Source organism: Leptospira kmetyi serovar Malaysia str. Bejo-Iso9 (assembly GCF_000243735.2).
In the GTDB taxonomy this organism is placed as follows: domain Bacteria; phylum Spirochaetota; class Leptospiria; order Leptospirales; family Leptospiraceae; genus Leptospira; species Leptospira kmetyi.
In genome coordinates, this window is the sequence record NZ_AHMP02000003.1 from 972,184 (window position 1) to 984,372 (window position 12,189).

Genomic DNA, 12,189 nt, shown 5'->3' on the forward strand with positions numbered 1-12,189 from the left:
GTATCTACTTGGCAAGATAAATCGGAGCGCCCGCCGGTAAACTGCTAGCGCCTCCGTCCACGATGATCTCCGCGCCTTGCACATAGGAAGAATCATCCGAAGCGAAAAATAAAACCGCCTTTGCGATTTCTTCCGCTTCGCCCACGCGTTTTAAAGGAATCGAATTTGCGATCGCATCGAATCGAACGTTAGCCGCTTCCGCAGGACCCCAGATCGGAGTTCTCGCGGCTCCGGGAACGACCGTATTAATGCGAATTCCTCTCGGACTCAATTCGGCCGCCAAAGAACGAGCCATCGCACGAACGCCCGCCTTACTCGCCGCATACGCCGAAGTTCCCGCAAGACCGATCGTGCTGATGATCGATCCGTTGAGCACGATCGAACCTCCCTTTTGCATCAAAGGAAGAGCGGATTGAATCGTGAGAAAAACTCCGGTGAGATTCACGCGAAGAACCTCGTCAAAGGTCTCTTCGGTGGTTTGTCCCGCGGGAGTCGGTTTCATAATTCCTGCGTTTGCAAACACGATATCCAGTTGACCGAATTCTTCCCGAATGGAACGAAATAAATTCTCCCTTTCCTTTGCGTCCAACACGTCGGCTCGATACGCCCTTGCCTTGGGACCCAATTCCTTTTGGGAAGAATCGAGTTTGTCCTGATCCCTTCCCGTAATGATCACGTAAGCCCCTTCTTCCGCGAACAATTTGGCGGCGGCAAAACCGATTCCGCTGTTTCCCCCCGTGATTAAAACCTTCTTATCCTTAAATCTCATCGTTTCCGCCCTCCGGCATTCTGGTTTAATAACAAAACTACATATTCTTTGACTCAAATTGGTTTAATAAAAAAACCAGATTTTGAGGGAAAATTCTAAAAAAATCAAAGCGATCGGTTTTTATTTAAAAAAAAATCGGGTTCCAAGCGGTAAAAATAAAAAACGAGAGGACTTTCTAAGCGAAAAATCCTCTCGTTCGTTTTCTGTTCCGGTTGATTTCGTTTATCAATTTTGATAAACGAAACTTTGTTTTTAGTCTTTTTTCAAATCCGCGACGTTGACTCCGGTTTTTTCCGCCAGCTTTGTTCCGTATTCCGGATCGCATTTGTAAAAATGTTTGAGATTGGCGACGATCAAACCTTTCGGAAGACCGCGCATCGTGGAAGCGATCGTGGAAGTCAGTCTTTCTCTCTCTTCCGCGCTCATCATTCGATACAAATCTCCCGCTTGCGAATAATCGTCGTTCCCCTGGTGAGAATCGTAACGATCAGCGTCCCCCGAAATCCTCAACGGAGGTTCCGAGTAAGAAGAATCCTGAGCGGGTCCGTCGAAACCGTTCGGTTCGTAGTTATCATAGTTTCCGTCGTACTGAAACTTAACGCTTCCGTCTCTGTGATAGACGTTCACCGAGTTTCTCGCTTTGTTGACCGGAAGTTGTTGATACTGAACTCCCAAACGATATCTTTGCGCGTCCGGATACGCGAACAATCTTCCTTGCAACATTTTATCGGGAGAAGCTCCGATACCCGGCGGCATATTCGACGGGGAGAAAGCGGCCTGTTCCACCTCTTCGAAATAATTTTTCGGATTCGCATTCAGTTCCATCACACCGACTTCGATCAAAGGATAATCCTTATGAGACCAGACCTTGGTCAGATCGAAAGGATTGAACTTATACGTTTCCGCTTCCTTTTCGGGCATAATCTGAACGCAGAACTTCCATTTCGGAAATTCTTTTCTTTCGATCGCTTCGAACAAATCCCGGGTCGCGTAATCCGGATCGGTTCCGGCTAAGGCGGACGCTTTCTCCGCGCTCAGATTTTTGATTCCTTGCATGGACTTGAAATGAAACTTCACCCAAAAACGTTCTCCCTTTGCGTTCCAAAGACCGAAGGTATGACTTCCGTAACCGTTCATAAAACGATAACCGTCCGGAATTCCTCGATCGCCGAAAAGGATCGTCATCTGATGTAAGGCTTCCGGAGCCTTTGCCCAATAATCCCACATACGAAACGGATTCTTATAACCCGTGACCGGATCTCTTTTTTGAGAATGGATGAAATCGGGAAACTTCAAAGGATCTCTTTCAAAAAAAACGGGAGTGTTGTTTCCTACAAGATCCCAATTCCCTTCTTCCGTATAAAACTTGATCGCAAATCCTCTCGGATCTCTTTCCGTATCCGCCGAACCTTTTTCACCCGCAACGGTGGAGAATCGAAGAAACAACGGAGTTTGTTTTCCCGCCTTTGAAAAAACGGAAGCTCTTGAATATTTCGAAAGATCCTTTGTGATCGTCAAAGTTCCGTACGCGCCCGCGCCTTTTGCGTGAACCACTCTTTCCGGAATTCTTTCCCGATTGAAATGCGCGAGCTTTTCGATCAGATGAGTGTCTTGAATGAGAATCGGACCTCTCGCTCCCACCGTAACCGAATGTTGATTTTGTGGAACCGGATGACCTCCGGCCGTGGTAAGGGTTTTCTTACTCATTGTTTTTCTCCTTTTGTAAGTTGTGAAAGAAATAAAATCCAAGATTTGAGAAAGGATAAGAATCGATCGAAACGAACTCGGGTTCGCGTTCGATTTTGATTCGAGGAAGAATCTTCCAAAAGCGCACTGACTTCCGTTCTTCCGAATAGATTCGAAAATTGGAATGCGTCTTGCCCCTTCGAATTTTTATAATTCTTATCCGCTCCCGCTTGAAGAAGAAGTTCCACGATTTTCGCGTGGCCCTTGAACGCCGCGCCCATTAGGATCGAGTTTCCGCCGAGATCCGTCGAATTCACATCCGCGCCGATCGAGATTAAAAAACGAACGGCTTCTTCCCTTCCGTTGTAAGCGGCTAACATGAGTAAGGTGTAACCTTTCGCGTTCTTCTCTTCAAGATCGCTCAAGGAAGGAATTTGTATCCGCAACGAGTCCACGTCTCCGTTTCTCGCCGAGTCAAAGACCGGGTTTTCCGCTCTCATACTTTTCCGATATTGGGTCCAAGCGTCTGAAAAATCCGAAAGGGCTTGCCTGGAAATTCTTCCCTGACCTAAGTCCGCAAATCCGGTTTGAGATTGAGAATTCATCGTAAAACCTCCTAAAACTAAGAATTCTTTCCAATTTTTACTTTTTTAAATTAATTCTTAATTTAGATTAATTCTAAATTTGAACAAAATTAGTTCAAGTCTTTTTTTAGAATTAGTCTAAATTAGTGACAAAAAAAGAGGCTTATAGGAGGCTGATCTCATGAAGGATTCTTACGAAAGAAGCAAGAAGATTCTGGAAGACGCCGGGATCAACGTGACGGTTCAAAGATTGCAAATGGCCAACTTATTGCTTTCCGAACCGCAACATCTTACGGCGGATCAGGTGTTTCAATTGGTAAATGAACACATGCCGAACGCTTCTCGCGCGACTATATTCAATAATTTGAAACTGTTTGCGGAAAAAGGAATCGTAAACCTTCTCGAACTCAAATCCGGAATCACCTTATACGATTCCAACGTGGAAAATCATCACCACGCGATCGACGAGGAAACCGGTGAAATCTACGATATCGATCTCGATTCTAAACTTCAGGAAAGAATTCTTTCGGAACTGAAACGCGACTTCGAATTAAAAACCGGCGCTTCTCTCGAAGATTGCAATCTGTTGATCACCTTGAAGGGCAAAAAGAAATAAACCGGTTTTATTGTTTTATTCCTCCCCTTCCAATTGAATCTTGAGTTCGCGCGCGGTCGTCTTGAGAATCTCGCGGGAGAGTTTTTTATCGTTCACGGCTCTCGAAAGGGACAAGGCCCCCACCATTGCGGATAACGCGACGATCGCCTTCTCCCTTTTTACCTTGGAATCGAAATTCTTCATCAACTCCTTCAACAATTCTATGTAATCGTTTACCTGTTTCGTATAGGCCGTTCTCGCCCTTTCGTTGCTACGGGAAACGTCTCCGGCTAAACTCGTGACCGCGCAGCTGGTGTTCAATCCGTCTCTGTGAATCATACTGAGATACGCATCGACAAGCCGAGCGAGTCCGGATTTTTGATTCTTTTCGGAAATAGAATCCACCGCGCGTTTGCTTCCGTCCTTTAAAGCCCGTTCCACGGCCTCTCCTACGAGTTCGTCTTTGGAAGTAAAATGTCTGTAGAAACCTCCGTGTGTGAGTCCGGCTTCTTTCATAAGCTGATCCACTCCGATTCCGTTGATCCCGGATTCTCGAAAAAGCGCGGACGCAACTTGTACGATTCTTTCGTGACTCTCCGCTTTATTTTTTTTTGAATGCGCCATTCCTAAATCTCCTTTCCAGCTTGACACAAAACGATTTCCGAGACGTTTTCTTTTTAGATGACGATCGTCATCTAAATTTGAATCCAGGAGTTTCTATATGCCCATGATAGACGTCTACGCCGCAGATAACCTTTTTCCGGCAAGTTCCGAACGTCAACTCGGTGAGGAGTTAACGCTCGCAATTCTTCGCGCGGAGGGAGTCCCCAACCCAGGCCCCGCACATTTGAACAACACCGCGGTTTACATTCATAAAATGGAACCTCCTACGGTTCAAACCGCCGCCACGGCCGAAGCGAAAACGGTTCGAGTTCAGGTTTTGACTCCTCCCGGAGCTTTGAATCGAGAAGGTCAAAAACGTTTCGTGCAGGAAGCGACGGACATCGTATCCAAAATTTCGGGAGATCCGAGTTTAAAGGCGAGAACCTGGGTGCTCCTTTCGGAAGCGGCGGAAGGCGGTTGGGGAATTGCAGGAACCGCGTTCGGTCGTGAAGAATTCGCAGCGCTCGCAAGCAGAGCCAAAAGCTCGTAATCGGCCCGTCTTTAGGTAAGGATTTTTTCTTTTCTGCTCGCGCATTTCTTCCGCGAAAAAACGGGATTTGCGCTGAGAAGAGATTCTCTCTTTTCGATTTTATGTCTTCAAAATCGTTATGGGATTCCGAAAATTCTCCGATCCTTTTAAAGGATCAGGAGAACCACTATGCTCAGAGGAATGTACACAGGCGCCAACGGGATGATTATTCAACAAACCCGCATGGACGTGATTTCCAACAATCTTGCCAACGTCGATAAGACCGCGTTTAAAAGAGACACCACCGTTTTCAAAACGTTTCCGGAACTCCTGCTCCATCGTTTCGACGAGGACGGCGTCGGCAAGGTTCCGATGGGTTCCTTCGATACGGCTCCGGTAGTCGGCAAACTCGGGTTAGGCGGAGAGGTCAACGAAGTCTACACTCGTTTTGAACAAGGCGCGGTCAAAAAAACCGAAAACCCTTTCGATCTTATGCTTCAAGACAAACCCGGTAACGAACATCCCGCATTCTTCAGCGTTATGACCAACCGAGGCGAAAGACTTTCCAGAAGCGGCGCCTTCGTCATGGATACGAACGGCTATCTCGTGACTCCTCAAGGTTTTCCTTTGATGGGTGAGAACGGTCCGATCCGAGTAGCAAGAGGAAATTTTTTAATCAAAGAGAACGGAGAGGTCTGGATCAACGGTGAAATCGGCAACGATCCGATGAACGGAACTTCCTTGGACAAGAACCGTTTTGAAACCCCGGTTCTTTTGGATCGAATTAAGATCCGCACCGTTGAAAACCCAAGACATTTGGATAAGGAAGGCGATTCTTTTTACGCCGATACTCCAGAATCCGGCGAACCAGTTCCTTTTGATCTCAAGGACGAACCTTCTGTGTTACAAGGTTATTTAGAAGCGTCTAACGTAAGCGTCGTTACGGAAATGGTCGAGATGATCGAAGTCAACCGTTCTTATGAAGCGAACCAAAAGACGGTTCAAACACAGGATTCTCTTTTAGGAAAATTGATAAACGAAGTGTTGCGTTAGTAATTTCTTCCTTCCGATCCCAACTGCTGGACCTGACGGCCCTCTGGGATCGGAATCAAAGGATAATCTACCCCACCCTCTTCCCTCATCAACCTCCCCAGCAAGCATCTCTCCATTCTCACAAATCACATCCAACCCAAACACATGAGCATTCTTGAGAAAGGAAAACTCATTCAAGTAACGAGTAGAGTTCTCAGGACGTATGTAACAGTAAGAAGAAAAAGCAGATTTCAAAACTCTGTGATTTGCCTCTGCCACTTGGTTGTGACATCCATTTTTACTGAAGCGATTTCTTGCCCATTTGTAACGAGCATCTTTAGAATGAGCCGAGTGATTCACGCTTCGGTGATTTTTGTAGATGCCCCAAAGCCAAGGATAACCTTCATCAGTCATTAAGGGAGTTTGCAAAGGAAGATGATTCTTAATAAGTGGACCAAGAGTGTTTGCTTTTTGATTCGGGACTGAGTGAAAGAACACGGGACCATCCTTCACTGCAATTGTATGAACTAAGGTTCCAACCTGCCGTCCTCCAAGTTTCTCCGAAAGGTAAATGGATGATGTAGAACCAGAGTGGCGATAGCGTCTCCTACCCTGGTTAGCCCTCTGACTTGCTGAATACAAAACTACTGTATCAGCACAGACGTATGGACGATTTTCCATGATTTCAGTAATATCAGTATCTTCATCAGGTGGTAAGGAGAAGTCTTTGAACTCTCTGTCGAGTGCATCAAAGGTCAGTTTCTGATATTTAGGAAGTTGCTGAGAAGCAAAGATTTGAAATCTCCTCTTCAAGGTTGCCGCCCCCTTGTATGAAATCCTCAGTCGTTTACTGATCTCAGTTGAAGTCAGGACTTTCGGATGCTGAATCATACTTTCGTAGAAGACATATCCAAACATCCAAAGCGGGAGTTTCATGTGGTGTAAAATCGTATAGCTGATTCTGGAAGTAAGATATCTACACTTCTCACACCGGATCAATTCAGGTTGAGTTGAGATCTCTTTAGTCAGCAGTTTGCCTGGGCAGTTAGGGCAATACTTTGGGTAGAAATCATTCAGGATCTTCTTAGTGAGGTTTGTAAAGAAGTCGATGTTGATTGCTGGGTTCTTGCGTTTCTCTTTGAGTTGTGCTGACGTTAGAGATTTAGGACGTGATGACTTGGTAGGTGCTGAGGGTGTGGAAATTTTTGCGGTACTAAAACTCAGATCCTGAGCGATCTTCATTTTAGTCTGCTTACTTAGTGGCTTAGGTTCGGGAACTAAGGTGAGTTTGTGGTCACGGTTGTCTTTACACTGAAGAGATAGGTAAATATCAGACCAAGTTCTTCCGTTCCTGTCGGAAGGATTGGGAGAATAGTAATTTGGAGTTTGCAGAGCTAAATTCATAAATTTATTAAGATCGAAGCAGAACTGTACCAGATTTAAAAACAATGAATTTTTAGAAACAGATAACACAATTGTTTACTAAATTTTAGTATATTCGAATTTGCATATATTCTACTATGGCCATATACCGAGTATAGGACTCACCAATGGCAGAGGAACATCAAGTAAAATGTATTGTAAAAAGCAATAAATCAAACGCACATGAAAGAATAACTCATATTGGCGGTACAAATAACGATGGTTCAAGATGGAAGATTACTGAAGTAATGGCAATTGAAGGAATTGAATCTGGAAAATGGACTTTTTTTACATTCGCAAATGGAAAGAAAGCCCGAGTTATTTTCTCTACAAGTGCAACCGGAATAAAATATCTCAAAACTGAAAATGATGGAGAACAACCCAACAATTTACTTAGCTTGCCCGCATGTCCACCATAACATTTTGAATAGAAATGATTCAAAAATAACTTTAATAAAAAGAAAGCAGAACCACATCCGACTGCAATGCGGGCTTCAATTTTATTATTTTATTTGTCACGATATACTTAAAACAACTTTCCGCTATATCGTGTTCTTTCTCTTTTTACTTTTATCCTCCAATTTGATTTGGACATTTAATAAATCTTTAGGATGCATTTCAAATGCTTTCGATATGATGAATAGACTTTCTAAACTTGGGGCACTTTCCCCCGATTCTATTTTTTGATAAGAACGAACAGACATCTCAATTCCGGATACCCATTCCTGGCTCAATTTCTTTTCTATTCTAATTGCTTTAAACCTTTCGCTAACGCTTTTTCAGAAGAAAACGGAAGTTCAAAGGAACCCTTCCTCTTCCCATTGCAGACTGATCCTGTCTAAATATTCGCTGATAGTTTCATCAAAAACGCGCTGACCATTATAAGTACCTTGAATAAAGAAATTCTTAATTTCAAACACAATAGATTGCAGTTCCATTGTCCTTAACTCAAGTTTTTTCGCTAACGCAACACGAACTATATCCATTTGTACGAATATTGAAACAAGTGATAATCGAAAAATTGCCTGTTCCGGAATGATTTTACTAGCCTTCGGAATAGTTCCAGTATGAAACAACGAATTTCGAACTTGGTTTAACCATCGCAACCTATCCAATTCAATTTGATTAGGTTCTGCAGGAAAAAGGTCTAAAGATTTTAGAAAGAATTGAATTTTCATCATTGCTGAAATCTTAAGTCCTGAAAGCAAAGAGTAAGTTAAATCTTCAGCGAACGAAGGATGAATATCCGCATCTCTTGAAGCATTAAGCAATGCAATTCTAAATTTTTGAATAATTTGAACAGATAACTTATTATACACATTCATACGAAGGGTTTTAATTCTAGATTTCGAAATCAAATTAGATTTATTTTTTTCCTAACATTCTTCATACAGAGAGTTGATTGCACTGAAAACATACACTCCAGCTTCAGTAACTTCATTAGCTCCTTGCGCCGATATAAGATTATGCAAGGCAGTAATTGAATTGGAGTTTTTAATACCCTCCTTATACTCAATTGATTTCTCTAATGCAGAAAATAACTGAATCGGACGTACCAATGGTTTTCCAAATTTTCCAGGATGAACTCGATGAATAGAACGACGCGTACAAACCCTGCGTCCCGTGAGAAAGGATGCTAAAAGACAAAGATCATCAAGTTCATTAAAGGAATTCGTATTTTTGTAAAACAAAGGTGGTTTAGATGGCTCAAAATAATGAAGGTGCGCTGTTATTTGCCAACTCGGTCGAATTTTTTTAATGCTCCGACTTTTAATTTTACCCCAACCGACTGCAAATTCAGTACGAGGAGGTATAGCTAGCTTTGTAGTGGCATTACAATGCGATTGGTCAATCTTGAAGATATAAGATCCGACGCGGATCTCCTTTGGATTTTTGAATCCATGCTCAAAATTGTATATATTCATGTACATATAAGGAAAGTTCCGTCAGTAAAAATTTGCTTAAAGCATAATTGAGAAAATGACTACTAAATATAACCCTAAACAGAATTCTTAATCCGTACCATTTTCGTATCGATCATAATAGAAAAGAAAACGAACCCTATTCCTTTTATCCATAAAGCCTGCCAACACATCGGAAGCCCTTATGACCCAATCAGTCCGAAAGCGGATAATAAGTTCGCGCTATTTCTACCCATTCTCTGATTAGAATTTTGGTTTCAAAATTCATTACTTTTCCATTAAAACAAACAAATACTTTTTTAAGACAAACAATTTGACACATTTGGGTCAGATTTTTACCTTGAAATACACTTTTTAAATGGCTGGTGCAAAATGCTGAATTCGAACAGAAGGCTCTGTTCTTCAATGATATTTGCTTTATTTCTCTTCTATCTGAATTGCGGAGAATTCGCTACTCCAGATCCTAAAGCTCGTAAAAAAGAGATAACGCAAAAAATCACACCTTTACTATTAGGTATCCGAAACCCAAGTTCAAACCCGTCACCATCTAATTCGACTCCATTTGATCCGAATGCGAAGTATCTCCCGAGCGAAGTAGAAATACAAACCTCAATTGAATTTGAAAAGAGCTTAGAAGAGCAAGACCTCTTAACGCCTGAAGCACTTCAAAAGACTACAACAGATTTCTCCTCTCTCAATAAATACGTGAACTTAACCCCCGCTCAAATGGATGCGGAAGCTCAGGCTTGGGCTAATGGAACCCCTTTACCCGAAAAAACACTTACTTCGGAAGAGTTAAAGACGCGATACGAAGCAAAAATTACTCAAATGAATACCTTCTATGAAAGTGCTTTAACGGATATTCCCAAGCTTTCAACTTTACAACTCAACAACTTGAGATCAAACTCATACTTAGGCATTTTCGTATATTCGTATCTTCAAGATTATTTAGCAGAACTTCCTCCGCAGGAAAAAGAAATTATTGAGAAGAATTTGACTTGGTTAGTAAATTTGAGAAAAGCCGCCATTGATGAAGTAGCTCAAAGAGGAATTTCAAAGTGAAAAAGAGAACAACGATTATTAAATTTTGCTTATTTGCAGTCCTGCTTTTAATAGTGTCTTCATGTGAAGATCCGAATAAGAATAAGGGGGGGGTGAACAAAGAAGGTTTTCTGGCTATTTGGTTTGAAAATTTACTTTCAACATCGGGATCCTATGACAACGCCTGCGATAATAATAATCTATCCACTTCGTTAACAGTGAATACTCCCGTTACCGAAAGCAGTTTCGGAACAAAGTATCGATTCACGACTGGAGCATCAGGGTTTAAATACAAATTCACACTCTCACCTGATTATCCGAACTGCGGCGCTCAAATCATCATCAATAATTGTCAAAGACCAAATGCCTTTGCAAATGACAGTATCGTAACTTGCAATTCTGGTACATATAAAAATTACGTATCAGGAGGAGCCCAGACTTGCCAGATCACATCATTCTCGAACCAAAGGGTGATAGTCCTCCTCTCTGCTTCGACAAATCAATATCCCAATACTCCTTGCGCAACTGTTCAGCTTGAGGTCTTACCATGAAGAAAGGTTTTCTTTTGTTTCTAATCTTTTCTTTTACATCTCTTTCTGCTCAACCCTTTAGTGGCATTCCTGAAACCAACCCTAATTCACCTATCTTTTGTAATACGACCGGTTATTTTTCGCCCCCCTCACAATCCTCACCTGATCCTTCAAATCCATTATATTACTCTAAAACAACGGTGACTTTTTTTGGAGATAGTCGGATTGATTTTGCCAATGCAATTCCTAAAGACTACAACCCGGCCCTCTATTATTTACCGACTCTCACCAATGGAAACTATCCAGGAAAACAATTTTCCTTGGGACTTTTTTACGGAGTCTCAAGTTTAGATTTCTATTTGGGAACAGATTCATCTTGGAACATACAGAATTTCGGACACGGTGGAGATAATTCAGATGCAATGCTTACGCATTTGAACACTTGTTTGGATAATATATCGAGTTACAAAATTGCACCCAACGTTGCGTTCGAGATTGGGGGAAACGATTATCTGCAAAATTTATTGATGCTCGTTTTAGTACCTTGGCATTCCCAAGAATATGTAAATCGAGCTTTAAACAATATTGAAAGATCGATTACGCGCTTTTACAAAATTCGGAAGAATGTTCTAATCATCGGAAATTATCCCGCAATCAGTTGGTCAGCTCAAAGAGGCTTACCTAACGACAATGGTTTTGCCTTTAAAGCGTTTAACTTCAAGTATCAGGCGATTCTTCAAGGTTATTCGATTACAGATATGACCAACTTTAAGAGTACTCTTACAGAAATGAAACCGATCCTGAGTAATGCTTTGATGGCGTATGGAGCAGTTACAGCTTTCACAGATTTACTTACTGGTGCTGTTATTGCTGGAGTCGGCTACAATTTAAACCCATATCAAGGTAATACATGTTTCGGCTCAGAGATTCCGACAAATGGCCCTGTGCCTGCTTATTTCTGCTGGCTCGCGGCAAATCAAGCCGCTCCCGCGACATTTCCTTCTTTTCTTATGGGCATTCAAGAAAGCGCATATCCTGAGATTCAAGCGAGGAGAAAGCCTTACTTTCAAGCTCAAGGATTAACATTGGAGTATTTACGTCTCTGGGAAGCGTTTGTTCATCCAGCGACTCTCGAACCTTGGGTAGCGAATGACGCCTTGATGGGAGACCTCGTTCATCCGAATGCAATTGGACTTACAGTTTGGGGATATCATGTTTCTTCAAAGATTAAAAGCCTGGGCTGGCATCTTCCGAAATCTCCCCCCGTAACACCTCCACCACCTCCGCCAACAGATAACGGAGGCGAGAATACAGGGAGAACTGAGCCTGGACCTTTAAGCGACTGGGATTTAATTATGCTTTGCTTCTTGTTTGGGATTTGTCATTTGTAAAATTTTGCGTTCGAAATTACGTAAAGAACTTAAAACATTTATATCTTGAAAAACGCGATTAAAATCTAACCTTAGGAAAATTCGA

The 12,189-nt window shown here is 42.3% G+C and carries 15 protein-coding genes; 7 read left to right on the forward strand and 8 right to left on the reverse strand.

Translation table 11 applies throughout. From position 1 onward, the window contains the following. Nucleotides 1-4 precede the first annotated feature (4 nt). The 3 genes from LEP1GSC052_RS06895 to LEP1GSC052_RS06905 form a co-directional block, all read right to left on the reverse strand. Nucleotides 5-769: an SDR family NAD(P)-dependent oxidoreductase gene (locus LEP1GSC052_RS06895; protein ID WP_010575068.1), complete on the reverse strand. Its 765-nt coding sequence runs from the start codon at nucleotides 767-769 to the stop codon at nucleotides 5-7. A gap of 252 nt (nucleotides 770-1,021) precedes the next feature. After that, nucleotides 1,022-2,476 carry a catalase gene (locus tag LEP1GSC052_RS06900; RefSeq protein WP_010575069.1) on the reverse strand — a complete coding sequence of 485 codons (1,455 nt, stop codon included), beginning with the start codon at nucleotides 2,474-2,476 and terminating at the stop codon, nucleotides 1,022-1,024. Beyond that, on the reverse strand, nucleotides 2,473-3,060 hold the full coding sequence (locus LEP1GSC052_RS06905; RefSeq protein WP_010575070.1) for an ankyrin repeat domain-containing protein: 588 nt from the start codon (nucleotides 3,058-3,060) through the stop codon (nucleotides 2,473-2,475). Before LEP1GSC052_RS06905 ends, LEP1GSC052_RS06900 begins: the two co-directional genes overlap by 4 nt. A 160-nt stretch (nucleotides 3,061-3,220) precedes the next feature. On the opposite strand from LEP1GSC052_RS06905, the gene perRA reads away from it, so the two are divergent. Then, entirely contained in the window at nucleotides 3,221-3,655 is a 435-nt protein-coding gene (perRA, locus tag LEP1GSC052_RS06910; RefSeq protein WP_010575071.1) for a peroxide-responsive transcriptional repressor PerRA, read from the forward strand. A gap of 15 nt (nucleotides 3,656-3,670) precedes the next feature. On the opposite strand, the gene LEP1GSC052_RS06915 is transcribed toward perRA, so the two are convergent. Beyond that, on the reverse strand, nucleotides 3,671-4,258 hold the full coding sequence (locus LEP1GSC052_RS06915; protein WP_020985584.1) for a TetR/AcrR family transcriptional regulator: 588 nt from the start codon (nucleotides 4,256-4,258) through the stop codon (nucleotides 3,671-3,673). A gap of 97 nt (nucleotides 4,259-4,355) precedes the next feature. Here LEP1GSC052_RS06915 and LEP1GSC052_RS06920 point away from each other — a divergent pair, with 97 nt between their 5' ends. Then, nucleotides 4,356-4,787: a tautomerase family protein gene (locus LEP1GSC052_RS06920; RefSeq protein WP_010575073.1), complete on the forward strand. Its 432-nt coding sequence runs from the start codon at nucleotides 4,356-4,358 to the stop codon at nucleotides 4,785-4,787. A 168-nt stretch (nucleotides 4,788-4,955) separates the two neighbouring features. Continuing rightward, the gene (locus tag LEP1GSC052_RS06925; protein ID WP_010575074.1) at nucleotides 4,956-5,819 is read left to right on the forward strand and encodes a flagellar hook-basal body protein; all 864 of its coding nucleotides are present in this window, start codon (nucleotides 4,956-4,958) and stop codon (nucleotides 5,817-5,819) included. On the opposite strand, the gene LEP1GSC052_RS06930 is transcribed toward LEP1GSC052_RS06925, so the two are convergent. Next, on the reverse strand, nucleotides 5,787-7,202 hold the full coding sequence (locus tag LEP1GSC052_RS06930) for a transposase (protein WP_020986316.1): 1,416 nt from the start codon (nucleotides 7,200-7,202) through the stop codon (nucleotides 5,787-5,789). The genes LEP1GSC052_RS06925 and LEP1GSC052_RS06930 overlap by 33 nt on opposite strands. Before the next feature lie 146 nt (nucleotides 7,203-7,348). On the opposite strand from LEP1GSC052_RS06930, the gene LEP1GSC052_RS06935 reads away from it, so the two are divergent. Then, on the forward strand, nucleotides 7,349-7,639 hold the full coding sequence (locus tag LEP1GSC052_RS06935; protein ID WP_010575076.1) for a DUF3892 domain-containing protein: 291 nt from the start codon (nucleotides 7,349-7,351) through the stop codon (nucleotides 7,637-7,639). A gap of 123 nt (nucleotides 7,640-7,762) precedes the next feature. On the opposite strand, the gene LEP1GSC052_RS06940 is transcribed toward LEP1GSC052_RS06935, so the two are convergent. Genes LEP1GSC052_RS06940 through LEP1GSC052_RS21635 form a run of 3 tightly spaced genes read right to left on the reverse strand, consistent with a single transcriptional unit; the run spans nucleotide 7,763 to nucleotide 9,151 of the window. Then, nucleotides 7,763-7,972 carry a helix-turn-helix domain-containing protein gene (locus LEP1GSC052_RS06940; protein ID WP_341853240.1) on the reverse strand — a complete coding sequence of 70 codons (210 nt, stop codon included), beginning with the start codon at nucleotides 7,970-7,972 and terminating at the stop codon, nucleotides 7,763-7,765. Nucleotides 7,973-8,017: 45 nt separating this feature from the next. Continuing rightward, nucleotides 8,018-8,578 (reverse strand): hypothetical protein, encoded by a 561-nt coding sequence (locus tag LEP1GSC052_RS21630; protein ID WP_240631049.1) that lies wholly within the window; start codon nucleotides 8,576-8,578, stop codon nucleotides 8,018-8,020. Between the two features lie 18 nt (nucleotides 8,579-8,596). Further along, complete coding sequence (locus tag LEP1GSC052_RS21635; protein WP_010575079.1) at nucleotides 8,597-9,151, reverse strand: hypothetical protein; 555 nt, start codon at nucleotides 9,149-9,151, stop codon at nucleotides 8,597-8,599. A gap of 396 nt (nucleotides 9,152-9,547) precedes the next feature. Between LEP1GSC052_RS21635 and LEP1GSC052_RS06950 the strand changes: the two genes are divergently transcribed. From LEP1GSC052_RS06950 to LEP1GSC052_RS21640, 3 genes are read left to right on the forward strand one after another with little or no spacing between them, the layout of a single operon-like run. Beyond that, complete coding sequence (locus tag LEP1GSC052_RS06950) at nucleotides 9,548-10,204, forward strand: hypothetical protein (RefSeq protein ID WP_010575080.1); 657 nt, start codon at nucleotides 9,548-9,550, stop codon at nucleotides 10,202-10,204. Beyond that, nucleotides 10,201-10,734, forward strand: a complete 534-nt coding sequence (locus LEP1GSC052_RS06955; RefSeq protein WP_010575081.1) for a hypothetical protein — start codon at nucleotides 10,201-10,203, stop codon at nucleotides 10,732-10,734. Before LEP1GSC052_RS06950 ends, LEP1GSC052_RS06955 begins: the two co-directional genes overlap by 4 nt. Continuing rightward, nucleotides 10,731-12,104, forward strand: a complete 1,374-nt coding sequence (locus LEP1GSC052_RS21640) for an LIC10707 family hydrolase (protein ID WP_020986085.1) — start codon at nucleotides 10,731-10,733, stop codon at nucleotides 12,102-12,104. Before LEP1GSC052_RS06955 ends, LEP1GSC052_RS21640 begins: the two co-directional genes overlap by 4 nt. Nucleotides 12,105-12,189 lie beyond the last annotated feature (85 nt).